Genomic DNA, 24,692 nt, shown 5'->3' with positions numbered 1-24,692 from the left:
CGCCCCGAATGACTCATTCAAGACCTTTCAGCCGTCCAGCTCCGCCAGCAGGGCCTCGATGTCCGCGCGCTGCCCGGACGCCTCTTCCGGCAGCCGGGCCAGCGCCGCGGTCAGCACCTCCCGGGCCTCCGCCGCCTTGCCGAGGTCGCGCCACAGGCGTCCACAAAGGACGTCGGCGGCGACCGCCGGGCCCTCGGCTTCCATGGCGCGCAAGGCTTCCGCCGCCGCCGTGGCGCGGGGGAGGGCCTCCGCCGGGCGGTCCAGGTTGGCCAGCAGGCGGGCGCCGTCGTAGGCCGCCAGTGCGCTTTCCCACTCGAACTGCGGGCCCTCGCCCGTGACCGCGTCAGCCACCGCCAGCGCTTCTTCCGCCTGCGCGGGCTCACCGGCCCACAGCCACGAAAGCGCCGCGCGACGGCGGGTGCGCAGTTCCTCCGCCGGGAGCCCGGCCGCCTGGAACCGCTCGGCCGCGGCCGTGAAGGCCTCCGCCGCTTCGGCGTCCCGGTCCAAACCGTCGAGGAGGTCCGCGCGGGACTCCGTCACCTGGCCCGCCGCGGCTTCGTTCTCCATCGCCGCGAAGTGCTCGGCGGACGCGCCGAACAGCTCCACCGCCTGGACCAGGCGGCCCAGCTCCTGGCACGCCTTCGCCAGCAGGTACCGCCCGCGCGCCAACTCGTGGCCGGCGCCGGCCCGCTCCAGGACCGCTTCGGCGTCCTCGATCGCTTCGGCGGCTTCTTCCGGACGGCCGGCGTCCAGGGCCGCGGCCGCGAGTTCGACCCGGGTCACCGCCGCGTCGACGTCGGCGCCGAGCGCGGTGAAGTCGCCGACGGCCGCCCGGAAGGCGGTGGCGGCGTCCTCGGCCCGGCCCAGGTCGTTCGCGAGGTGCCCGCGCAGCTGGTGCAGCCGGGCCCAGGCCTCCCGGTTGGTGCCCGGGTCGATAGACGCCGTCTCGGCGAACGCCGTTTCCCGGTCGCCGAGGCCGGCGCGGAACTGGACGCCGAGCAGCCGGGCGTTCGCGGCCCGCTCGGGCGAGCCGATCTCCGCGTACCGCGCCGCCGCGTCCGTCACGAGCTCGATCGCGCCCGGCAGGTCGCCCTGGTTCGCCAGCACCAGCCCCCGGCGCTCCAGCCACGCCCCCGTCAGCTCGGGGGTGGCGCGGACCGGGTCGCCGGCCCGGTCGAGAACCTCCGCGGTGGCCTCGAAGTCGTTCCGCGCGAAGCGCAGGAGCGCCAGCCGCAGCAGGGCACGGGCGTGGTCGGCGGGCTCGCCGATGGCCGCGAGACGTGCCGCCGAGTCTTCGAGTTCACCGTCCGCGTCCGGGCGGTCCCCGGCCAGCGCCGAGAACAGGATTTCCTTGCCGCGCGCGGCTTCCGCTCCCACGGCGTCGCCGGCTTCCTCGAACAGCGCGGCCGCGTGCGCGAAGCCGCGGCTCGCGGCCTCGGGGTCACCGAGCACCTCGGCGTCCGCCGCCGCGGTCAGCCGCCGGGCCCGCAGCGTTCCCGCCGGGTCCGGGCACACCTCGTCGAACCGGGCCCAGACGGCGTCGGGCGACCGGCCCAGCCGCGCCTCCTGCTCGCCGAGGTCGGCCAGCTCCTCGGGCGAGTCCGGGTAGACCTGGACGGGCGCGGGAACCGGGGCGGGCGCGGCGGCCCCGGACAGCGGCAGGTGCTCGACGAGCGGTTCGGCGGCGAGCACCGCCCGGATCCGGTCGCCCTGCTCGGTCGTGCCGTTGCGCGCGTCGAACCGTGCGGCCACGGCCAGCGCGCGCTCGGCCAGTTCGTCGTGCAGCGCGGCCACCGTGGTGGAGCCGACGGCGCGGCGCACCGGCGCGTCACCGTGGCCGCTCTCGGCCACCAGCCGCAGGTTCAGCGCGGCCGCGGCGGCGAACTCCTGCTCCGCGTACGGCGTCGGCGGCGTCTCGAGCCAGCCGAGGTGCCGCTCGACGAGGTCGAGCCCGCGGGCGTGGTTCCCGGTCAGCGCGCAGAACGCGAGGTGGGTCGCGATCGCCTGCAGCTGCGCCGGGTCGTGCCGCATCGCCCGGTACGCGCGGCGGTGGGCCTGGACGGCGTCGTCGTACCGTCCGATGTGGACGTAGGGGAGCAGCAGCTCGGTCAGGATGTGCTGCGGCTGCTCGACGCAGCTGAACTCGCCGCCCAGCACCGGTTCGGCCACCTCGGCGGCTTCGGCGTACCGGCCGAGCCAGCTCAGGTGCGCGACCTTGTCGCTCGGCTCGCAGCCGACGCAGTCCGACATCTGACCGCGGGGCGCGGCCGACCACAGCCGGTACTGCTCGGCGGCGGTCTCGCGGTCGCCGACGTGCCGGGCGAGCACGGCGCGGTACTGGTGCACCGGGTTCATCGAGTACCCGGCCTCGCGGTACCGGCGTTCCATGTCGTCGAGCACGCCGCGGGTCCGCTCGAGCGGCACCTCCGGGAACGTCGCCATCGACCCGGCCATGAACTTGAAGTACCAGTGCAGGTCGTGGGTCCAGCGCGGGTCGGCTTCGCCGCGGTCGTGCACCGCGAGGCACCACGCGAACGGCACGAACGCCTTCGCCGGCTCGCCGCCCTGCTGGTAGGCGCTGGTGAGGAAGATCCGGGCGCCGAAGCGCAGTTCGGCCGAGCCGAGCGCGTCGGCGTCCCGGAGCCCGGCTTCGAGCGCGGCGATCTGGGCGCGGCCGCGCGGCAGCCGTTCGGCGGCCCACAGGCGGTCCCACACCTCCTGCTCGGCGGCGGTGGGGGTGGTCATCGGGACTCCTCTTCGGGGACGGCCTGCTCCAGCAGGCCGAGGAACGAACGGTTCAGCAGCTCGGCGTCGGCCGGCCGGATCGGGTGCCTGCCGAACAGCAGGGCCTGGCCGTAGAGCGACTCGACGGCCAGCCCGCGCAGCGTGTCGTCCTGGAGCAGGCTGATCCGCCGCACCAGCGGGTTGCGGTGGTTGAGCACCAGCTGCGGGCGGTCGTCGGCGGGCTTCTCGAACGCCGAGAGCACCCCCGCCCACAGCTCGTCGACCTGCTCCTTGGTGGCCCGCAGCTCGCCGGCGAACGCGGCCGCCCGGTCCAGCAGGTAGAGCACCGGCAGGCCGGCCGGCTGGAACTCGCGCAGCACGACCTCGCAGCCCAGCCGGTCGAGGTGGCGCTGCGCGGCCGCGACGAACGGCCGGGTGGCCAGCGCGGTGGCGCTGTCGAGCTCGGCGAACGCGGTGGTGAGGTCGCTCGGGTCGAGCCGGGTCACCAGCAGGTCCGGTTCGAGCGCCCGCATCCGCTCGGCCAGCTCGCTGTCGTAGGTGTAGCCGCCGTTGATCACGGCGATGTCCTGCGCGGCCGCGACCCCGGCCAGCTGCTGGAACTCGTCGGCGGTGGCGCAGTAGCGCAGCAGCCCGTAGCGGCCGCGGAACTCGGCCATGGTCATCCGGCCGACGTTGGTCTCCAGCGGCCACCACTGCTCGACCAGCCGCAGCATCTCGTCGTCGTGCAGGGCGAGGGCCTTGACCCCGAGGTGGTGGATCCCGAGGAACCGGTTCAGCCGGTCGGGGGCGGTCCGCGCCAGGCCGGCGAGCCAGCCGCGCAGCTGATCGCCCAGCGCCTCGCGCGCCGACTCCAGCTGGCCGTCGTCGTAAAGCGCTTCCCGGCCGGCCGTCGGCCGCAGCTCACCCGCGTCGACGACGCAGCGGGCGAAGAACGCCCAGTCCGGTAGCAGGCCCGGCGCGTTCTCCGCGAGCAGCATCCGCTTGAGGTAGACGCGGTGGCCGCCGTGCTCGGCCGGGCTGGCCGGGAACGGGAGCACGTACGCGACCCCGGTCAGCCCGGCGGCGGGCACGTCCAGTTCGACGACGTCGAACGGCGTGAAGCCCAGGGTGTCCTGCGCGTAGCCGACCAGGTCGGCCTGCCGCTGCCCGGGCGTGCGGTCGTCGGCGGCCCACGGCACGGGCTGGGTGACCGGCTCGCCGTCGACGGTGATCCCGAACGGCAGCATCGAGCCGTAGAGCGTGGCCAGTTCGGCGACCGTGGCGGGGACGAACCACGGTTCGGCGCCCGGACGCGCGTCGAGGGTCACCGTGGTGCCCGGCGCGTCCCGTTCGCCCGGCCAGATGGCGTAGGTGCCGTCGGACCGGCCGGTCCACGAGACGGCCGGGCCGCCGCCGGCCGAGCGCGTCACGACGCGCACCTCGTCGGCGACGAGGAAGGCCGACAGCAGCCCGATCCCGAACTGGCCGAGGAACTCGTGGCGCTGGAAGCCCAGTTCGTCCCTTTTGGAGCTGCGCCCGATCGTCGCGAGCAGTTCGTGCACCTGGGCTTCGGTCAGCCCGATCCCGGTGTCGGTCACGCGCAGGACGCCGTCGCCCACCTCGACCGCGATCTCCGCGGGCGCACCGGGTTCCCGCGCGCGGCGCGCGGTCACCGCGTCGACGGCGTTCTGCAGGAGCTCCCGCACGTACACGCGCGGGCTCGAGTAGAGGTGGCGGCTGAGGAGGTCGACGACCCCGCGAAGATCCACCTGAAAAGTGCGGCTCACCGTGAAAATTTCCCCCGTGGTTCCCGGCCGCGGACCTTTCGGCGGCACGCGGTCATGCTAACGGGGGATCGCCGCGGCGGGCTCCTTCGTTTCCGGTGTGCCCCTCCTGACAACCGGGTTGCGCGCAGCGGTTAACCTGGAAGGCAGCAAGGCGTCGATCCGGCCATCACCGGGGAGCCTCCGGAAGAACCGAGCGTCACGCTCTCAGTAGAACCGGACGGGTGCGGCCCGTTACAGCCGTCGAACGAAGCGGCCTGTGAAAACAGGCAAGCGGGGTGGTACCGCGGAACGCCGCAAGGCGTCTCGTCCCCGTGTGGGTGACCGGGAGCCGGTCGTCCGTACGAGAGCGACGAACCGAGGAGCACCCGGATGTACCCCCAGGCCCAGCTCGACGACGGCGCGGGCGTCCCGTCGCAGCCGTCCTTCCCCGCGCTGGAGAAGCAGGTCCTCGCCTACTGGGAGAGCGACCGGACGTTCCAGGCGACGATCGACGCGCGGCCCGCCGGCGAAAAGGGCGAAAACGAGTACGTCTTCTACGACGGCCCGCCCTTCGCCAACGGCCTGCCGCACTACGGCCACCTGCTCACCGGGTACGTCAAGGACCTGGTGCCGCGCTACCAGACGATGAAGGGCCGCAAGGTCGAGCGCCGCTTCGGCTGGGACACCCACGGCCTGCCCGCCGAGCTCGAGGCGATGCGCCAGCTCGGCATCACCGAGACGTCCGAGATCGAAGAGATGGGCATCGCGAAGTTCAACGCGGCTTCGCAGGAGTCCGTGCTGCGCTACACCGACGAGTGGCGCGAGTACGTCACGCGCCAGGCGCGCTGGGTCGACTTCGACAACGACTACAAGACCCTCGACGTCACCTACATGGAGTCGGTGCTCTGGGCGTTCAAACGCCTGTGGGACAAGGGACTCGTCTACGAGGGCTACCGCGTCCTGCCGTACTGCTGGCGCGACGCGACGCCGCTGTCCAACCACGAGCTGGGCATGGACGCCGACGTCTACCGCAACCGCCAGGACCCGGCCGTCACGGTCGGCTTCCGGTTGGCGGGCAACGACAACGAGCTCGACGGCACCTACCTGCTGATCTGGACGACCACGCCGTGGACGCTGCCGTCGAACCTCGCCACGGCCGTGCACCCCGAGGTGTCCTACGTCGTCGTGGAGAGCGACGGCAAGCGGTTCCTGCTCGCCGAAGCGCGCGTCGCGGCGTACGAGCGTGAACTCGGCGAGGAGCCGGCGGTCGTCGCCCGCTACACGGGTGCCGACCTGCTCGGCACCCGCTACGCGCCGCCGTTCCCGTACTTCACCGGCACCGAGAACGCGCACCAGGTCCTCGCCGCCGACTACGTCACCACCGACGACGGCACCGGGATCGTGCACATCGCCCCGGCCTACGGCGCCGACGACAAGGTCGTCACCGACGCGGCGGGCATCCCGCCGGTCACGCCGGTCGACGCGCACGGCAAGTTCGACGCGACCGTGCCGGACTACGAGGGCCAGCAGGTCTTCGACGCCAACCCGAACATCGTGCGGGACCTCAAGAACGGCACGGGTTCGGCGGGGCAGCAGGGTGCCGTGCTGCTGCGGCACGAGACCTACGACCACTCCTACCCGCACTGCTGGCGCTGCCGGAACCCGCTGATCTACCGCGCGGTCTCGTCGTGGTTCGTCGCGGTGACGCAGTTCAAGGACCGGATGGTCGAGCTGAACCAGCAGATCACCTGGTACCCGGAGAACGTGAAGGACGGCCAGTTCGGGAAGTGGCTGGAGAACGCCATCGACTGGTCGATCTCCCGCAACCGCTACTTCGGCACGCCGATCCCGGTGTGGCAGTCCGACAACCCCGAGTACCCGCGCACCGACGTCTACGGCTCGCTCGACGAGCTGGAGGCCGACTTCGGCGTGCGGCTGGACAACCTGCACCGGCCCTACATCGACGAGCTGACCCGGCCGAACCCGGACGACCCGACCGGCCAGTCGACCATGCGCCGCGTGCCGGACGTCCTCGACGTCTGGTTCGACTCGGGCTCCATGCCGTACGCCCAGGTGCACTACCCGTTCGAGAACGCCGAGTGGTTCGAGCACCACTACCCGAGCGACTTCATCGTCGAGTACATCGGGCAGACCCGCGGCTGGTTCTACCTGCTGCACGTGCTCGCGACGGCGTTGTTCGACCGGCCGGCGTTCCGCGCCTGCGTCGCGCACGGCATCGTGCTCGGCTCCGACGGCGCGAAGATGTCCAAGTCGCTGCGCAACTACCCGGACGTCAACGAGGTCTTCGAGCGCGACGGCTCCGACGCCATGCGCTGGTACCTGATGGCGAGCCCGATCCTGCGCGGCGGCAACCTCGTCGTCACCGACAAGGGCATCCGTGACGCCGTCCGCCAGGCCGTGCTGCCGCTGTGGAACTCGTACTACTTCCTCGCGCTGTACGCGAACGCCGAGGGCGTGGACGGCCGGTGGCGCACGGATTCGCCGAACGTGCTCGACCGGTACGTCCTGGCGAAGACGCACGAGCTGGTCACCGACGTCGAGTACGCGATGGACAGCTACGACGTCGCGGGCGCGTGCCAGACCGTGCGGGACTTCCTCGAAGTCCTGACCAACTGGTACGTGCGCCGCTCGCGGGACCGCTTCTGGGCCGGCGACCGGGACGCGATCGACACGTTGCACACCGTGCTCGAGGTGACGTCGCGGGTGGCGGCGCCGCTGCTGCCGCTGACCACCGAGGTCGTCTGGCGCGGGCTCACCGGCGGCCGCTCGGTGCACCTGACCGACTGGCCGAACGCCAACGACTTGCCCGCGGACGCGGCGCTGGTCACGGCGATGGACCGGGTGCGGCAGGTGGCGTCGTCGGCGCTGTCGCTGCGCAAGGCGAACAAGCTGCGCGTGCGGCTGCCGCTGTCGTCGCTGGTCGTGGCGGCCGAGGACGCCTCGTCGCTGGCACCGTTCGCCGACATCCTGCGGGACGAGGTGAACGTCAAGGCGGTCGAGCTGACCACCGACGTCGCCGCGCACGGCGGGTTCGAGGTCGCGGTGAACGCGCGCGCCGCCGGCCCGCGGCTGGGCAAGGACGTCCAGACGGTGATCAAGGCCGTCAAGGCGGGTGACTGGTCGCTGCGGGGCGGCGCCGTGGTCGCGGCCGGCATCACGCTGCACGAGGGCGAGTTCGACCGGCGGCTGGTCGCCAAGAGCGGCGGCGCGGCGGCGGAGCTGCCCGGCGGGTCCGGGCTGGTCCTGATCGACACCGAGGTGACGCCGGAGCTGGCCGCCGAAGGCGTCGTCCGCGACCTGGTCCGGGTCGTGCAGCAGGCCCGCCGCGACGCCGGGCTCGACGTCGCGGACCGGATCGCGCTGACCGTCGACGCACCGGCCGACGTCGTCGAGGCGGCGCGGCGGCACGAGGAGTTCCTGGCCTCGGAGACGCTGGCGACGTCGGTGGCGTACGAGCCGGTCGGCGAGGGCTTCGCCGGCACGGTCGGCGACGGCACGAAGGTGACGGCGGCGGTCGCGAAAGCCTGACGCCGGTCGTGAGTGGCAAGTAGGGTTAGAACCCGACTTGCCACTCACGACGGTGGCGTTCCTTGGGGGAGGGGATTGCGGGAATGAGTCCTGCGGCGAGACGTGGCGTCCTGATCGGCGGCGCGCTGCTGGTGGTCGCGGTCGTGGTGGCGGCGTTCTTCGTCTTGAACGGCGGGAGCACGGCGCCGACGGCGGAAGCCGGGGCGACGTCGGTGGAGAGCCCCGGTGCACTCGACCCGCAGTCGGCGATCACCGAGTACGTGCAGGACCTGTCCGAGAACAACCCCGACGCGGCCGCCCGGCTGACCGACGACAACGCGGCGGCGGCGGTGACGCTGCGCGACGCGCGGAACACGCTGAACCCGAAGTCGGTCGTCGCCAAGCTGACCGTGCTGCAGCCGACGCCGGCCGGGGCGAAGTCGACCGGCGGGACGTTCTCCATGGCGTGGTCGCTGAAGGGCGGCGTCTGGAACTACGACGTCCCGTTCCAGCTGAACCTGGCGGGCGGCAAGTGGCTCGTGCACTGGTCGCCGTCGCTGCTGCACCCGAAGCTGGAGGCGGGGCAGCGCCTGGTGGTCAGCACCGCCACCCAGGACAGCACCGCGGTCGCCGACCGCGACGGCAAGCCGCTGCTCATCAGCGGGGCCGCCGGCGTGCGGCCGGTGGACGGCGACCCGGCGCCGCTGCTGCGCTCGGCGCTCACCGGTCAGGTCACGGCCGCGACCGGCGCGGGCTTCGCCGTCGAGCGCGTCGACACGGCGGGCAAGGTCGCGGAGACGTTGTTCGGCAAGGCGGCGGCCGAGGGCGCGCCGCCGCTCGTGTCGAGCCTGAGCCTGGCCGCGCAGAACGCCGCGCAGGCCGCGGTGAACGGCTACCAGGGCTCGGCGATGCTGGTCGCGCTGGACACGGGGTCGGGCGACATCCTGGCCGTCGCGCAGAACGCGGCCGCCGGGAACACCCCGAAGGCCCTCAACGGACTGTTCGAGCCCGGTTCGTCGTTCAAGATCGCGACGGCCGTCGCGGCGGTCCAGCAGAGCGGGCTGAACGCGGGGTCACCGGTTGATTGCCCAGGCGTCGCCACGATCGGCACGCGCACGGTGCGCAACGAGGACTTCGAGCTGGGCGCGACGAACCTGCAGACGGCGTTCGCGCGCTCCTGCAACACGACGTTCGGCCAGCTCGCGCTGGCGCTCCCGGCGGACGGGCTGAAGAAGGCCGCGGACGAACTCGGCCTCAACGCCGACTACGACATCCCCGGCATCAAGACGGAGCTGGGCAAGGTCGAGCCCGCGGCGAGCAAGGACGAGCAGGTCGAGGACGGCTTCGGCCAGGGCCGCATCCAGGCGAGCGCCCTCGGCGGCGCCGTGATGGCCGCGACGGTGGCGGCGGGCAAGGCGATCACCCCGAGGCTGTGGCACGACCTGCCGACCACGGTCGTCAAGGGCTACTCGCCCCCGCCCGCGGCGGTCCTCGGCGAGGTCCGCAAGCTGATGCGCGCGGTGGTGACCAGCGGAACGGGCCGCGCCGCGGCGGGCGCGGGAACGGTGCTGGGCAAGACGGGCACAGCCCAGTTCGGCGACGGCTCGAACGCGACGGGCTGGTTCGTGGGCTACCGAGGCGCGGTGGCGTTCGCGGTGGTCCTGGAGAACTCGAACGACTCAGGCCCGGCCGTCACCCTGGCGGCCAAGTTCCTGAAAGCGCTCTAACCCGCACTTTCACGTGAAAGTGCGGGGTCCTTGGGGCGGAACTTTCCCTATGAAAGTGACGCTTCGGCGGGGGCCGAACTGCGGGGCTCGTACCGTGGGGACATGGAGACGATCGCCCTCGCCGAGGTGGCCGCGGTGCTCGCCGAGCCGAGCCGGGCCACCATATGCCTCGTCCTGCTCGACGGGCGGGCCTGGACGGTCGGGGAGCTTGCGAAAGCGGCCGGGATCGCGCTCTCCACCGCCAGCGAGCACGTCACGCGATTGGCCGACGCCGGTTTCGTCGCGCGGGTCAAGCAGGGCCGGGCCAGCTACGTGCGGATCGCCGACCCGCGGGTGGCCGAGCTGATCGAGCACCTGGCCCAGCACGCCGAGCACCGGCCGGTGACCGGACTCAAGGCGTCGCTTCGGGTGAAACGGCTCGGCTTCGCGCGCACCTGCTACGACCACCTCGCCGGCGTCCTCGGCGTCGCCCTCCGCGACGGCATGCTCGCGACCGGGCTGGTCGACACCGCCGACGGCCTGACGCTGACCGGGCGCGGCCGCGAGGTGCTGGCCGGGCTCGGCGTACCGGTCGAAGCCGGGCGCCGGGCACTGCTGCGCGACTGTCTCGATTGGACGGAGCGCCGCGACCACCTCGCCGGCGCGCTCCCCGCGGCGCTGCTCGACCGGGCCGTCGACGCCGGCTGGGTGACCCGCGACGGGCACCGCGCGGTCAGGGTGCTCCCGGCCGCCCGAGCGCCGTTCGCCGAGCTCGGGGTCGAACTCGGCACATTAGGCCGTCCTTAACACACCGGGTCGCCGGCATCCGGCAGCGGTACACGAACGAGTTAACCCGACCGCTTCACTATTCTGAGGGCCCCACGGCACTCGGGAGGGAGGCGGCATGGACCAGCTTCCCGTGCTGCTCGGCGTCGGCGGTGTGGTGCTGCTCGCTTCCGTGCTCGCCGTGCGGGTTTCGATCCGGCTCGGCCTGCCCTCGCTGCTGCTCTACCTCGCGATGGGCGTGCTGCTGGGCGAAGCCGGCTTCGGCATCCGGTTCGACAACCCCGAGCTGACCCAGTCGCTCGGCCTCGCCGCGCTCGTCATGATCCTCGCCGAAGGCGGGCTGACCACGCGGTGGTCGGCGGTGAAACCCGCGCTGGGCATCGGGATCGCACTGTCCACAGTGGCCGTCGTGGTGAGCGTCGCGGTCACCGGCGCGGCCCTGCACTGGCTGCTGGGCCTCGACTGGCGGATCGCGCTGCTGTGGGGCGCGGTGCTCGCTTCGACCGACGCGGCCGCGGTGTTCTCCGTGCTCCGCACGGCCGGGATCGGCAAGCGGCTCACCGGCGCGCTCGAGCTCGAGTCGGGCATCAACGACGCGCCGGCGTACATCGCCGTCGTCGTGCTGGCCGAAGGCACCACTGTGGACTGGTCGCTGCCGCTGCTCGCGGTCTACGAACTCGCGGCGGGCCTGGGCATCGGCCTCGCGTTCGGCTGGGTGGGCGGGATCGCGCTGCGCCGGGCCGCGCTGCCGGCGACCGGCCTGTACCCGCTGGCCACGGTCGCGGTGTGCGTCGTGGCGTATTCGTCCGGTCAGCTGCTGCACGCGTCCGGGCTGCTCGCCACCTACGTCGCCGCGCTGGTGCTCGGCAATTCGCGGCTGCCGCACCGCTCGGACACGCTGTCCTTCGCCGAAGGGCTGGGCTGGCTGGCGCAGATCGGGCTGTTCGTGCTGCTCGGCCTGTTCGCCTCGCCGGGCCGGCTGCTCGACGCGATCGTGCCCGGCTTGGTCGCGGGCGCCGTCGTGCTGCTGCTGGCGCGGCCGATCTCCGTCGTGCTGTCGATGCTGCCGTTCCGGCTGCCGTGGCGGGAACAGGCGTTCCTGTCGTGGGCCGGGCTGCGCGGCGCGGTGCCGATCGTGCTCGCGATGATCCCGCTGTCGCAGGGGGTGCCGGGCGCCCAGCGGCTGGTCGACGCGGTGTTCGTGCTGGTCATCGTGCTGACGCTGCTGCAGGGCGCGACGCTCGGCCCGCTCGCGCGCTGGCTGGGGCTGGCGAAGAAGTCCGAGGCGCACGAGATCGAGGTCGACTCGGCGCCGCTGGACGAGCTCGGCGCCGAGCTGCTGCAGGTGCGCATCCAGCCCGGGTCGAAGCTGCACGGCGTGTACCTGTCCGAGCTGCGCCTGCCGGTCGGGGCGACGGTCAGCCTGGTCGTGCGCGAAGGCGCGAGCTTCACCCCGCAGAAGACCAGCCGCCTGCAGGAGCACGACCAGCTGCTGGTGGTCACGACGTCGGTGGTGCGCGACGCCGTCGAACGCCGGCTGCGCGCGGTCGACCGGGCCGGGCGCCTGGCCCGCTGGCGGGGCGAGTCGGGTCACTGACGGGGCCGGCTCGCTGATCGCGTACTCCAGAGCGCCTCACAAAAATCTCACTTGATCTTCCCTCTCTGCCCCTTTTGGCTTAATGTGCGCTCATTCGAATGGGTGAACACCTGAGCCAAAGGGGCACACAGGGTGACGAAACTGCGTCGAGCGGCCGTGGCCGCCACGATCACCGCCGCTCTCGGACTGCTCGGCGCGCCGGCCGCGACCGCCGCAGTGGCCCCGTTCCCGGCGCTCGCCCTGCCGTTCAAGGCGGGCCAGCAGGTCTACTCGGCCGGCATCCACTCCGACGACGGCAGCACCGGCGTGAAGAACGCCATCGACTTCAGCCCCGCCGACCGCACGGTGCGCGCGCCGCTCGCCGGCACCGTCCACCTCCAGCACTGCGCCGGCGGCGACTGGGTGACCATCGACCACGCGGGCGGCTGGCGGACTGGCTACTACCACATGGAGGGCATCGCGGTCACCGACGGTGAGCACGTCGAGCCCGGCGCGGTGCTCGGTTCGACCGGCAACGCGCTCCCGTGCGGCGGCTCCAGCACGGGCGCCCACGTCCACTTCACGCTCTGGACCCTCCCGGACGCCCCGGCGGCGAACTGGGACGGCGTCGCGTTCGGCGCGGTCTCGACCACCCTCGCCACCGCGTATGGCGAGCCGGTGGACGGCAAATCCCTGGGCGGCTGGCGGTTCACGGCGGGCGCCGAGCAGTACCAGGGCACCGCGACGCACCTCGCGGACGACGCCGTGACGCAGCTGCCGGGGCGGTTCCGCGCCAAACTGTGACGTTGTGAGCGGCGTCTCAGAATGTGAGCCGGGGGTTGGCCGCACGACGCGTTGTCGGTTACCTTCTGTGCCAGGTCATGAGTGCCAGCGCTAAGCCCCGGCTTGCTGGCCGGCAACCCTCCTACCGCGGTGGGGTGCCCCGGGTGAAGACCGGGCCGGTCGCGTCCCGCGACGGGCAAGCGCGGGCCCCTCGCCGGGGTCCCCCGGACCGCCGAGGAGGCACCCCGATGACCCTCGCCATCGACCGCACCAGCGTCGCCGATCGCCGCACGACGCCCGTCGAAACCCCTGCCCCGCAAGGCATCCCCACCGTCGCCGGCGCGTCGCTGCGGGTCCCGCTCGTCACCGGCGGGACGGTCGGCTACGCCAACCTCGACCACGCGGCGAGCGCCCCCTGCCTCGACGCCGTCCGCGCGAAGGTCGACGAGTTCCTGCCCTGGTACGCCAGCGTCCACCGCGGGGCCGGCTTCGCTTCCCAGGTCTCCACCAAGCTCTACGAGCGCACCCGCGACGTGCTGCGCCGGTTCGTGGACGCCCGCCGGACCGACACCGTCGTGTTCACCCGCAACACCACCGATTCCTTCAACCTGCTCGCCCGCAGCCTGCCGCGCAACACCACGGTCGTCGTCTTCGACACCGAGCACCACGCCGCGCTGCTGCCGTGGCAGGGCCCGAACGTCCGGCGGATCCCGACCCCGCGCACGCGCCTCGCGGCAGTGTCCGCTGTGGACGAAGCACTGGCGGATTCCCCGCAGGGGCCCCGGCTCGTGGTCGTCACCGGCGCGTCCAACGTGACCGGCGAGCTGCTCCCGGTGGCCGAAATCGCCGCCGTGGCGCGGAAGCACGGTGCCCGCATCGCCCTCGACGCCGCGCAACTGGCGCCGCACCGCCGGATCTCGATCCGGGAGCTGGACGTCGACTACGTCGCCATCTCCGGTCACAAGCTCTACGCGCCCTTCGGTGCGGGCGCGCTGATCGGCCGCGCCGACTGGCTGCGCGCCGCGCGCCCGTACCTCGCCGGCGGCGGGGCGACCAAGCTCGTCACCGAAGACGCCGTCGTCTGGAACAGCGGGCCGGAGCGCCACGAAGCCGGTTCGCCCAACACCGTCGGCGTGTACGCGCTCGGCGTCGCGTGCGAGACCCTGTCCCGCGACTGGGACGCCGTCGTCGCGCACGAACAGGCCCTGCTCGCCCGGCTGCGCAAGGGGCTCGAAAGCATCCCGGGCTGCGCCGAACTGCGCCTGTTCGACGCGCCGGTCGACCGCGTCGGCACCGTCAGCTTCACCGTCGCCGGCTTCGACCCGGGCTGGCTCGCGGCGGTGCTGTCGGCCGAGTACGGCATCGGCGTGCGCGACGGCGCCTTCTGCGCCCACATCGCGGCCAAGCGCCTCATCGCCGTCGCCGGCGGCGAGGGGCAGCAGGCGATCCGCGTCAGCCTCGGCCTGGGCAGCACCGATGAGCACGTCGACCGCGTGCTGCTGGCGCTGCGCCGGATCGTCGCGCGCGGGGCGGACTGGGAGTACGCGAAGGTGGACGGCCGCTGGGCCCCGGTCGGCGACCCGCGGGAGCTCCCGCCCTTCTGCTGAGCGCTAGCCTGGCCCGATGGGGAGAGGACCGCGCTACTGGTTTCCGCTGGCCCTGCTGGGATTCGCGCTGATCGGCATGGCGGCGGTGCGGCTGCTGCTGGGCCGGAGCCCGGCCGAGGGCGACTCCGTGAACTACTCCTTCGGCCCGCTGGAGCAGCAACTCGGCACCGGCGGCGTCGGCGGCACGGGCTACCCGGCGCCGCAGTTCCTGACCCAGGACACCTACTACGCGGCGGGCGCGGGCCTGCCCGACGGGCCGGCCTGGCTCGTCGCGCTCGGCGTCGTCCTCGCCGGCACCGCGGTCTGGTACTGGTTCGCGCTGCGGCCCGCCCGCACCGGGCGGTTCGTGCTCGCCGCGGTCGCCGCGCTGCTCGCCGTCCCGCTGCTCGACCTGGTCGGGTCCTGGCAGTTCCGGCTCGGGGACGGGCTGCGCGGCCCGCTGCTGGCCACCCTCGGCCTGCTGGTGCTCGCCGCGTATGAGCGCAGCCGGGTCGTCCTGGGCGCCGCCGCGGGCTTCGCGGTGCTCGCCGTCGTGCTTTCGGCGGACCTCGTCGGCGTGCTGCTGTCGGCGATCCTGCTGCTCGCCGCCGCCTTCGCCGTTCTGCTCCGGCACCGCCGCGACACCGCCTGACCAGCGCCGTGGACAATGGACCGGTGAGCACCGAGCCCAGCCGTTCCGAACCCGACACCGCCGCGCCCGAAGAAGCGGTGCCAGACCAGGCGGCCGACGCCCTGGAGAACCCCGAGGTCCCGGCGAAACCGCTGCTGCCCAAGCGGCGGGTCGGCTGGGTGTTCGCGATCGCCGTCGTGTTCTGGGCGATCGACCTGGTGACGAAGAACCTGGTCACCGCCAACCTGGAGGGCAAGGAGCCGGTCAAGATCCTCGGCGGGCTCATCTACCTGCAGGTGATCCGCAACCCCGGCGCCGCGTTCTCGATGGCCACCGGCATGACGTGGGTGCTCGCGCTGGTCGCGCTCGCCGTCGTCATCGCGATCATCTGGCTGTCGCGGCGGCTGCGCTCGATCGGCTGGGCGATCGGCCTCGGGCTCGTGCTCGCCGGCGCCACCGGCAACCTGACCGACCGCATCTTCCGCGCGCCCGGCGGCCTGCAGGGCCACGTCGTCGACTTCATCTCGGCGTTCGCCCCGAACGGCAAGGGCTTCGCGATCTTCAACATCGCCGACTCGGCGATCTGCGTCGGCGGCGCGCTCATCGTGCTGCTGTCCCTGCTGGGCAAGGACTACGACGGCACGTCGACCAAGGACAAGAAGAAGGTCACCGGGCCGGAGGAGCAGGCGTGAGCTCGCGGATGCTCCCGGTGCCCGACGGGCTCGACGGGATGCGGGTCGACGCCGGCCTCGCCAAGCTGCTCGGCCTGTCCCGCACGGTCGTCGCCGAGCTCGCCGAAGCCGGCGACGTGCTGCTCGACGGCCGTCCCGCGGGCAAGTCCGACCGGCTCTCCGGCGGCGGCCTGCTGGAGATCACGCTGCCGGAGCCGGCGAACCCCGTCGAGGTGGTCGCCGAGCCGGTCGAAGGCATGAAGATCCTGCACGACGACGACGACATCGTGGTGATCTCGAAGCCGGTCGGCGTCGCGGTGCACCCGAGCCCGGGCTGGACCGGCCCGACCGTCGTCGGCGGCCTCGCCGCGGCCGGCCTGCGCATCGCGACGTCGGGCGCGGCCGAGCGCCAGGGCGTCGTGCACCGGCTCGACGCGGGCACGACCGGCGTGATGGTGGTGGCCAAGAGCGAGCACGCGTACACGGTGCTGAAGCGGGCGTTCAAGGAGCGCACGGTCGACAAGGGCTACCACGCGATCGTCCAGGGCCACCCGGACCCGACGCGCGGCACGATCGACGCCCCGATCGACCGCCACCCCCGCCACGACTACAAGTTCGCGGTGGTCCAGGGCGGCCGCCCGAGCGTGACGCACTACGAAGTGGTCGAGGCGTTCCGGGCGGCGTCGCTGGCGCACATCAAGCTCGAAACCGGGCGCACGCACCAGATCCGCGTCCACTTCTCGGCCCTGCGGCACCCCTGCGTCGGCGACCTGACCTACGGCGCGGACCCGGTGCTGGCCCGCCACCTGGGCCTGAGCCGCCAGTGGCTGCACGCGAAGACCCTGGCGTTCGCCCACCCGGCGGACGGCCGCTGGGTCGAGTTCGAGTCCGAGTACCCGGAAGACCTGGCGAAGGCCCTCGAAATCCTGCGGGACGAGAGCTACTAGTCCTCGATCGTCCAGGTCAGCGTGCGCTCGTCGGGCTCCGGCCGCGGACTCCACCGCACCGCCACCACGCGGGTGGCGTCCGGCAGGACGTACACCGTGTGCCCGCCGAGCGTTTCGCCCGGCTTGACGCCGATCTTGTGCGGCGGCCGCGAGGTCAGCGACACCGGGGCCTTGCCGATCGCGGTGCCGTCGGCGGCGAGCAGCTCGAGGTAGTTGTCCGGCAGCGACGCGAACGGGATCGACCCGCGGTTGGTGATCTCGGTGTGCACGACGACCGCGCGTTCACCGTCCTCGAGGCGGTAGCCGGCCGCGCTGAACAGGTAGTCCGCCGGGTCCTGGACCTCCAGGAGCTGCACCGACAGCTGCTCGCCCTCCAGCCCCTGGGTCTCCATGACCTCGCCGGATCGGCCGCGCTTGCCCGTCCCGGCCGGCTTGACCGGCTCGTCGCCGCGGGCCCACGACGCCGTCTGCGGCAGTCCCCACGTGCTCACGGCGGGGTCCAGCGGCGGCGCGGGCGGCGTGAACGGGCGCGGCGGCTGCGGCGGGCGCGGCGGCGGGCCCGGGTACCGCCCGGACGGCGTGCCCTGGACGTTGTACGGACCCGAGGGCGAGCCTTGGACGTTGTAGGGCCCTGAAGGCGCGCCCTGGACGTTGTACGGACCCGAAGGCGTGCCCTGGACCGGGGGCGGCATCGGCGGCGGCTGCTGCGGCATCGGCTGCGACGGCGGCGCGGCGGGGTACTGCGGCGGCGGCCGGTTCGCCCACGACGGCGGGGCGCCGGCGATGGCCGCGCGCAACCCCTGCGGGTCGCTCTCGACGCCGACGAGCAGGGGGAGCCCGCTGCCGGACAGGGCGACCAGCCGGTAGGCGACCTCGCGGGGATCCATGCCGACCTTGGCCGCGAGCTCGTGCACCGCGGCCTTGCCGAGTTCGGCGAGCGCGGCGAGCAGGCGGGTATCCACGGGATCGGTCACGGCCACTCCCGGAACGCTACCGCTTCGCCCGTCCGGCCGTGCCGAAGGCTGTCCGCCCCCGGCGAAATGCGCCGCGTTCTTGTCGGTGCTCTCCGTTAGGGTCACCGGCGAGACACCGAACGAAACTGGGGGTCCTGCCCATGACCGCGGTCACCGAACTCGCCGACGAGTTCGTCGAAGCGCTGTTCGCCGCCGATCCGCTGATGCCCGCGCTCCTGGGCATCCGCCCGGCGGAACCCGGTCTGCCGGACCAGTCCGCCGAGGCCGAGCGCGCGTTCCGGGCGCGGCTCGCGGAGTTCCTGGAGCGCGCCCGCGCGATCGACGGCGACGGCCTCTCGGCCGAAGACCGGGTCACCCGCGAGGTGCTGATCGCCACGGCCGAAAACCGCATCGCGTCGGCCGACAGCCGGATGGCCGAGTTCACCGTCACCGACCTCTCCATCGGGCCCGCGGCCGGGCTGCTGATGGTGCTGCCGATGACGACCGTGACCGCGGGCGAGGCCGCGGAGGCGCAGCTCGGGCGGCTCGCCGCCATCCCGGAGTTCCTCCGCCAGTCCGCCCGGCGGCACGCCGAGGGCATCGCCGACGGCCTGGTCCCGGTGGCCCACCTGGTCGACGCCGCGGTCGCCCACCTCGACCGCTACCTCGCCGACCCGGCGACCGACCCGCTGCGCCGCCAGCCGGCGCCGGACGAGGACTTCGAGCGACGGCGGGACGAGCTGCTCGCCGACGTCGTGCGCCCGGCCTTCGCGGAGTACCGCGCGTTCCTGGCCGACGAGGTGAAGCCGCACGGGCGGCCCGAAGACCGGCCCGGCCTGTCGTGGCTGCCGGGTGGCGACGAGACGTACGGGCGCCTGGCGCGGATGCACACGACCACGCAGCACACGCCCGAGGAACTGCACCGGATCGGGCTCGACGTCATCGACTCGCTCGCCGCCGAGTACCGCGAGCTGGGGCAGCGGGTGTTCGGCACCGACGACCTCGGCGAGATCTTCGAGCGCCTGCGCACCGACCCGGCGCTGCGCTGGGGCAGCGCCGACGACCTGCTGGACACCGCCCGCACGGCCGTCGCGCGGGCGGCCGCCGAAGCGCCGAAGTGGTTCGGCCGCATCCCCGAACAGCAGTGCACGGTCGAAGCGGTCCCGGCGGAGGTCGCGCCCGGCGCGCCCGCGGCGTACTACCTGCGCCCGGCCACCGACGGCTCCCGGCCCGGCATCTACTTCGCGAACACCCACGAGGCCACCGAGCGGCTCCGGCACATGGCCGAGACGACCGCGTTCCACGAAGCCGTGCCGGGGCACCACTTCCAGCTCAGCATCGCCCAAGGGCTCACCGAGCTGCCGCTGCTGCGCCGCATCGGCGGCTTCACCGCCTACATCGAGGGCTGGGGGCTCTACAGCGAGCGCCTCGCGGAGGAGATGGGGCTCTACTCCGACGACATCGCCCGGCTCGGCATGCTGGCCGGCGACTCGCTGCGGGCGGGACGGCTGGTCGTCGACACCGGGCTGCACGCGCTGGGCTGGAGCCGGCAGCAGGCCGTCGACTACCTGCTGGCGCACACGCCGGAGGCGCGCCCCGAGATCGAGTCCGAGGTCGACCGCTACATCGCTTGGCCGGGCCAGGCGCTGTCGTACATGGTGGGGCGGCTGGAGATCCAGCGGAACCGCACTCGCGCCACCGAACGGCTCGGCTCGCGGTTCGACGTCCGGGCGTTCCACGACCTCGTCCTGGCCGGCGGCCCGCTGCCGCTGTCGGTGCTCGCCTCGGTCGTCGACGAGTGGGTGGCCGGGCACGGCGACACCGTCGGCGGACTGGCGGGCGAGCTCGTCGAGCTGCAGTTCGAGCAGGAGCCACTGAGCCCGTCGGTACTCGGGCTGCCCGGCGGCCACGACCGCCTCGCCGACCAGAGCCGCGCCGCGAAGGACCGCTTCCGGGCCTCCTACACCGGGCTCGCGGCCCGCGCGCGGGCGCTGCCGTCCGACGGCCTGTCCGCGGAAGAAGCCGTCACGCGCGAGGTCGTCATCGCCGCCGCCGAGGTCGAGGCCGACAGGCTGGGCGCGCGCACGACCGACATCGCGGTCAGCGACGGGCTCACCGCGCCCGCGCTCGAACTGCTGATGTACCTGCCGTACTACAAGCTGGACGACGAGAAGAAGGCACGCGGCTACCTGGCCCGGCTCGCCGGGATCGAGTCGTTCCTGGAGACGCTGGCCGAGCGGCAGCGCGAGAGCCTCGCCGACGGGCTCGTGCCGCCCGCGTACCTCGCGCGCGTCGGCGCCGAGTACCTGGACCGCTACCTCGCCGCGCCGGAGCGGGATCCGCTCAAGGTGGGCACGACCGCGGCCGTCGAAGGCTTCGAAGCCGAGCGCGACCGGTTGCTCGCGGAGGTCGTCCACCCGGCGTACGCGCGCTACCGCGACTTCCTGCGCGCGGAGGTCGAGCCCGCCGGGCGGCCCGACACCGCGCCCGGGATCGGGCACGTCCCGGGCGGGCCGGAGCGGTACGCCGCGCTGATCCGCGCGGAGACGACCACCGAGCGCACCGCGCAGGAACTGCACGAGACCGGGCTGGCGCTGATCGAAAAGCTCGGGGCCGAGTACCGCGAACTCGGCGAGAAGGTGTTCGGCACCACCGACCTCGCCGAGATCTTCGAACGGCTGCGCACCGATCCCGCCCTGCGCTGGCGCGACGGCGACGAGCTGCTGGCCGCGGCGCGGGACGCGATCGCCCGTGCGGAAGCCGTCGCCCCGCGGTGGTTCTCGCACCTGCCGTCGGAAAAGTGCGAGGTCGCGCCGGTCCCCGAGGCCGACGCGGCGAGCGGCACGATCGCGTACTACCTCCCGCCGTCGCTCGACGGCACGCGGCCGGGCACCTACTACGCGAACACCCACGAAGCGGACAAGCGGCCGCGGTTCACCAGCGAGGCCATCGCGTTCCACGAAGCTGTGCCGGGCCACCACTTCCAGCTCAGCCTGGCCCAGGAACTGCGTGACCTGCCGCTGCTGCGGCGGGTCGGCATGTTCAACGCCTACGCCGAGGGCTGGGGGCTCTACGCCGAGCGGCTGGCCGACGAGATGGGCCTGTACTCCGACGACGTCTCGCGCTTCGGAATGCTGACGCAGGACTCGATGCGGGCCGGCCGGCTGGTCGTCGACACCGGCCTGCACGCGCTGGGCTGGAGCCGGCAGCAGGCGATTGACTTCCTGGTCGAGCACACGCCGATGGCGCAGCTGGAAATCGAGGCGGAGATCGACCGGTACGTCGCCTGGCCGGCGCAGGCGCTCGGGTACATGGTGGGGCGCCTGGAGATCCAGCGCCTGCGGGCGGAAGCCGAGGAGGCGCTGGGGGAGCGGTTCGACATCTGCGGCTTCCACGACGTCGTGCTGGGCCACGGCATGCTGCCGCTGTCCGCGCTGGCCAAGGTGGTCACCGACTGGGTGGCCGGGCAGGGCAACACGCCCGATCGGCTGGCCGACGAGCTGGTGGCGCTCAACTTCGAGCGGCAGCCGCTCTACCCGTCGGTGTTCGGGCTGCCCGGCGACCACGGCAAGCTGCCGGACCCGGCCGCCGAAGACCGCTTCCGGGCCGGGTACGCGGCGATCGCCGCCCGGGCCGAGGCGCTCGACCCGGCGGGGCTGCCGGCCGCCGAGCGGGTCACCCGCGAGGTCGTGCTTTCCCAGGCCCGCACCGAAATCGACGAGATCGACTCGCGCCGCGGCGACATCGCGGTCAGCGACGGCCTCGGCGCGCCCGCGCTGCAGCTGCTGCTCTACCTGCCGCAGACGGTGCTGGACGACGAACCGAAGGTCCGCGGCTACCTGAGCCGGCTCGCCGGCGTCGGCGACTACCTCGACGCCCTGATCACCCGGCAGCGCGCCGCCGTGGCCGAAGGGCTGGTGCCGGCGGAGTTCCTGGTGCGCATCGGCATCGGCTACGTGGACCGCTACCTCGCCGCGCCGGAGAGCGACCCGCTGCGGGTCACACCGCCGTACGCGCTCGAAGGCTTCGAGGCCGAGCGCGACCGGCTGCTCGCCGACGTCGTGCACCCGGCGTACCAGCGCTACCGCGCGTTCCTGGCCGGCGAGGTCGCGCCGGTCGCGCGGCCGGAGACGTCCCCGGGCATCGGCGACCTGCCGGGCGGCCCGGAGCGGTACGCGGCGCTGATCCGCGTCGAAACGACCACCGAGCGCACCGCGCAAGAGCTGCACGAGACCGGCCTGGTGCTGATCGAAAAGCTCGCGGGGGAGTACCGCGAGCTGGGCGCGAAGATCTTCGGCACCACCGAGCTCAGCGAGATCTTCGACCGGATCCGCACCGATCCGGCGCTGCGCTGGCGTGACGGCGAGGAGCTGCTGGCCGGCGCCCGGGCCGCCATCACGCGGGCGGAAGCCGTTGCGCCGCAATGGTTCTCGCGGATTCCCGAGCAGGAGTGCGAGGTCGCGCCGGTGCCCGAAGCGGAGGCGACCAGCGGCACGATCGCGTATTACCTCCAGCCGTCGCTCGACGGGACGCGCCCGGGTGTCTACTACGCGAACACCCACGAGGCCGAGAAGCGGCCGCGGTTCACCAGCGAGGCGGTCGCGTTCCACGAAGCCGTGCCGGGGCACCACTTCCAGCAGTGCCTCGCGCAGGGCCTCACCGGCGTGCCGCTGCTGCGCCGGATCGCGCACGTGAACGCGTACGCCGAGGGCTGGGGGCTCTACGCCGAGCGGCTGGCCGACGAGATGGGCCTGTACTCCGACGACGTCTCGCGGCTGGGCATGCTGACGCAGGACTCGATGCGGGCCGGCCGGCTGGTGGTCGACACCGGGCTGCACGCGCTCGGGTGGAGCCGGCAGCAGGCGGTCGACTACCTCGTCGAGCACACGCCGATGGCGCGGCTGGAGATCGAAGCGGAGATCGACCGGTACGCCGCCAACCCGGCCCAGGCCCTCGGGTACATGGTGGGGCGCCTGGAGATCCAGCGGCTGCGGGCCGAAGCCGAGCAGGCGCTGGGGGAGCGGTTCGACATCCGCGAGTTCCACGACGTCGTGCTCGGCAGCGGCACGCTCCCGCTGCCGGTGCTGGCCGGCGTCGTCGCGGACTGGGTGGCCGGGTACGCGGACACGCCCGACCGGCTCGCCGACGAGTGCGTGGCGCTGATGTTCGAGGCGCAGCCGCTGATCCCGTCGCTCTACGGCCTGCCGGGCGCGCACGACAAGCTCGCCGACCAGACCGCCGAGGCGGCCGAGCGGTACCGCGCCGGGCTCGCCGGGATCGTCGCGCGGGCCGAAGCGCTCGACGCGGCGGCGCTGGCCCCGGCCGACCGCGTCACCCGCGACGTGGTGATCTGGCAGGCACGCACCGAACTCGATCTGCTCGCCTCCGGCCGGGCGGACATCGCGGTGAGCGACGGCCTGGCCGCCCCGGCGCTGATGCTGCTGGTGGAGCTGCCGCAGACGGTGCTCGACGACGAGCCCAAGGCCCGCGGCTACCTGAGCCGGCTCGAGGCCATCGGCACGTACCTGGACCAGCTGATCGAGCGGCAGCGGGCGGCGCTCGCCGAGGGCCTGACGCCGCCGGAGTTCCTGGCGCGCATCGGCATCGGGTACGTCGAGCGCTACCTCGGCGCCCCGGACGACGACCCGCTGAAGGTCCCGGTCCACGGGCTCGAGGCCGAGCGTGACCGCTTGCTCGCCGAAGTGGTGCGTCCCGCGTACACGCGGTACCGCGACTTTCTGACCGGCGAGGTCGTCCCGGTCGCGCGGCCGGAGACGTCCCCGGGCCTCGGCGACCTCCCGGGCGGCCCGGAGCGGTACGCCGCCCTGATCCGCGCGGAGACGACGACCGAGCGCACGGCGCAGGAGCTGCACGAAACCGGGCTGGCGATCATCGACCGGCTGGCGGGGGAGTACCGCGAGCTGGGCGAGAAGGTGTTCGGCACCACCGAACTCGCCGAGATCTTCGAGCGGATCCGCACCGACCCGGCGTTGCGCTGGCGCGACGGGGAGGAGCTGCTGGAGTCGGCCCGGCAGACGATCGCCCGTGCGGAAGCCGTGGCGCCGCAATGGTTCCTGCGCGTCCCGGAGCAGCGCTGCGAGGTCGCGCCGGTACCCCCGGCCGAGGCCGAAAGCGGCTCGATCGCGTACTACATCGACCCGTCACTGGACGGCTCGCGCCCGGGCACCTACTACGCCAACACGAACGAGGCGGACCAGCGGCAGCGGACGCTGAGCGAGTCGGTCGCGTTCCACGAAGCCGTGCCGGGGCACCACTTCCAGCTGACGCTCGCACAGCAGCTGACCGGGGTGCCGCTGCTGCGGCGGATCTGCATCTTCAACGCCTACGTCGAAGGCTGGGGCCTGTACGCCGAGCGCCTGGCCGACGAGATGGGCCTGTACTCCGACGACGTCTCGCGCTTCGGCCTCCTGACCCAGGATTCGATGCGCGCGGCCCGCCTGGTGGTGGACACGGGCCTGCACGCACTGGGCTGGAGCCGTCAGCGCGCGGTGGACTTCCTGCGGGACAACACCCCGATGGCACCGATCGAGATCGAAGCGGAGATCGACCGCTACGCCGGTCACCCGGGCCAGGCCCTCAGCTACATGGTGGGCCGCCTGGAGATCGAGCGCCTGCGCACCGAAGCGGAGCAGGCACTGGGCGACCGCTTCGACATCCGCGAGTTCCACGACACGGTCCTGGGCAGCGGAACCCTGCCCCTGCCGGTCCTGGCAACGGTGGTGGCCGACTGGGTGGCGACGCGAGGCACGGAAGGCGGCGAGTGAGCACACCCCCGCACCCCGCAAACCGACGGGCGGCGGTGCCGGCCGCCGCCACCCACGTACCGGCGCGGGCCACGCTTGCGCAGGTGGGGCCCGCCACTTGCGGCGGGGCGCCCTCCTCGCCGGGCGTGACAGCGGTGCCGGGCGCCCCCGGCGCCCCTCCTCGCCCGGGCACCGCACCCCGTCCGGGTGCCGCGCCCTGCGCGAGTGCCGAACCCCGCCCGAGTGCCGTACCCCGCTCAGGTGCCGGACC

Annotated in this window: 13 protein-coding genes and 1 riboswitch; of the genes, 10 read left to right on the top strand and 3 right to left on the bottom strand. The window is 73.2% G+C overall.

What is annotated here, in order from left to right; translation table 11 throughout:
• Nucleotides 1-27 precede the first annotated feature (27 nt).
• Together SD460_RS33830 and SD460_RS33825 are read right to left on the bottom strand one after the other, a co-directional pair.
• Complete coding sequence (locus tag SD460_RS33830) at nt 28-2,745, bottom strand: hypothetical protein (RefSeq protein WP_318307263.1); 2,718 nt, start codon at nt 2,743-2,745, stop codon at nt 28-30.
• A complete protein-coding gene (locus SD460_RS33825) occupies nt 2,742-4,511 on the bottom strand; it encodes an HSP90 family protein (RefSeq protein ID WP_318307262.1) in 1,770 nt (589 codons plus the stop codon). The genes SD460_RS33830 and SD460_RS33825 overlap by 4 nt, the downstream gene beginning before the upstream one ends.
• Nucleotides 4,512-4,880: 369 nt before the next feature.
• Here SD460_RS33825 and ileS point away from each other — a divergent pair, with 369 nt between their 5' ends.
• From ileS to SD460_RS33780, 9 genes are all read left to right on the top strand, one after another.
• A complete protein-coding gene (gene ileS, locus SD460_RS33820) occupies nt 4,881-8,039 on the top strand; it encodes an isoleucine--tRNA ligase (RefSeq protein WP_290058540.1) in 3,159 nt (1,052 codons plus the stop codon).
• 83 nt (nt 8,040-8,122) lie between these two features.
• Nucleotides 8,123-9,745: a penicillin-binding transpeptidase domain-containing protein gene (locus tag SD460_RS33815; RefSeq protein WP_318307261.1), complete on the top strand. Its 1,623-nt coding sequence runs from the start codon at nt 8,123-8,125 to the stop codon at nt 9,743-9,745.
• Nucleotides 9,746-9,847: 102 nt separating this feature from the next.
• Entirely contained in the window at nt 9,848-10,531 is a 684-nt protein-coding gene (locus tag SD460_RS33810) for an ArsR/SmtB family transcription factor (protein WP_318307260.1), read from the top strand.
• 97 nt (nt 10,532-10,628) lie between these two features.
• The gene (locus tag SD460_RS33805; RefSeq protein ID WP_318307259.1) at nt 10,629-12,107 is read left to right on the top strand and encodes a potassium/proton antiporter; all 1,479 of its coding nucleotides are present in this window, start codon (nt 10,629-10,631) and stop codon (nt 12,105-12,107) included.
• A 132-nt stretch (nt 12,108-12,239) separates the two neighbouring features.
• Nucleotides 12,240-12,890: a M23 family metallopeptidase gene (locus SD460_RS33800; RefSeq protein WP_290058529.1), complete on the top strand. Its 651-nt coding sequence runs from the start codon at nt 12,240-12,242 to the stop codon at nt 12,888-12,890.
• 73 nt (nt 12,891-12,963) lie between these two features.
• Nucleotides 12,964-13,078, top strand: a riboswitch (SAM riboswitch).
• A gap of 39 nt (nt 13,079-13,117) precedes the next feature.
• Nucleotides 13,118-14,476, top strand: coding sequence for an aminotransferase class V-fold PLP-dependent enzyme (locus tag SD460_RS33795; protein ID WP_290058527.1), 1,359 nt, complete (start codon nt 13,118-13,120; stop codon nt 14,474-14,476).
• A 16-nt stretch (nt 14,477-14,492) separates the two neighbouring features.
• Nucleotides 14,493-15,107 (top strand): hypothetical protein, encoded by a 615-nt coding sequence (locus SD460_RS33790; protein ID WP_290058525.1) that lies wholly within the window; start codon nt 14,493-14,495, stop codon nt 15,105-15,107.
• Between the two features lie 77 nt (nt 15,108-15,184).
• Entirely contained in the window at nt 15,185-15,778 is a 594-nt protein-coding gene (gene lspA / locus SD460_RS33785; protein ID WP_438860657.1) for a signal peptidase II, read from the top strand.
• Complete coding sequence (locus tag SD460_RS33780) at nt 15,775-16,704, top strand: RluA family pseudouridine synthase (RefSeq protein WP_290058523.1); 930 nt, start codon at nt 15,775-15,777, stop codon at nt 16,702-16,704. The genes lspA and SD460_RS33780 overlap by 4 nt, the downstream gene beginning before the upstream one ends.
• On the opposite strand, the gene SD460_RS33775 is transcribed toward SD460_RS33780, so the two are convergent.
• Nucleotides 16,701-17,684: an Lrp/AsnC family transcriptional regulator gene (locus SD460_RS33775; protein WP_318307258.1), complete on the bottom strand. Its 984-nt coding sequence runs from the start codon at nt 17,682-17,684 to the stop codon at nt 16,701-16,703. The genes SD460_RS33780 and SD460_RS33775 overlap by 4 nt on opposite strands.
• Before the next feature lie 134 nt (nt 17,685-17,818).
• Between SD460_RS33775 and SD460_RS33770 the strand changes: the two genes are divergently transcribed.
• Entirely contained in the window at nt 17,819-24,442 is a 6,624-nt protein-coding gene (locus SD460_RS33770) for a DUF885 domain-containing protein (RefSeq protein ID WP_318307257.1), read from the top strand.
• Nucleotides 24,443-24,692 lie beyond the last annotated feature (250 nt).

The organism is Amycolatopsis solani, from assembly GCF_033441515.1.
GTDB classification, from domain to species: Bacteria; Actinomycetota; Actinomycetes; order Mycobacteriales; family Pseudonocardiaceae; genus Amycolatopsis; species Amycolatopsis solani.
The sequence above is the reverse complement of the archived record's forward strand: the minus strand, read 5'-3'. Positions and strand labels throughout refer to the sequence as shown.

Excerpts from the sequence above, each read along its gene's own strand:
- SD460_RS33830 (WP_318307263.1), bottom strand. The coding sequence starts at position 2,745 with ATGACCACCCCCACCGCCGCCGAGCAGGAGGTGTGGGACCGCCTGTGG.
- ileS (WP_290058540.1), top strand. The coding sequence starts at position 4,881 with ATGTACCCCCAGGCCCAGCTCGACGACGGCGCGGGCGTCCCGTCGCAG.
- SD460_RS33815 (WP_318307261.1), top strand. The coding sequence starts at position 8,123 with ATGAGTCCTGCGGCGAGACGTGGCGTCCTGATCGGCGGCGCGCTGCTG.
- SD460_RS33810 (WP_318307260.1), top strand. The coding sequence starts at position 9,848 with ATGGAGACGATCGCCCTCGCCGAGGTGGCCGCGGTGCTCGCCGAGCCG.
- SD460_RS33805 (WP_318307259.1), top strand. The coding sequence starts at position 10,629 with ATGGACCAGCTTCCCGTGCTGCTCGGCGTCGGCGGTGTGGTGCTGCTC.
- SD460_RS33795 (WP_290058527.1), top strand. The coding sequence starts at position 13,118 with ATGACCCTCGCCATCGACCGCACCAGCGTCGCCGATCGCCGCACGACG.
- SD460_RS33790 (WP_290058525.1), top strand. The coding sequence starts at position 14,493 with ATGGGGAGAGGACCGCGCTACTGGTTTCCGCTGGCCCTGCTGGGATTC.
- SD460_RS33770 (WP_318307257.1), top strand. The coding sequence starts at position 17,819 with ATGACCGCGGTCACCGAACTCGCCGACGAGTTCGTCGAAGCGCTGTTC.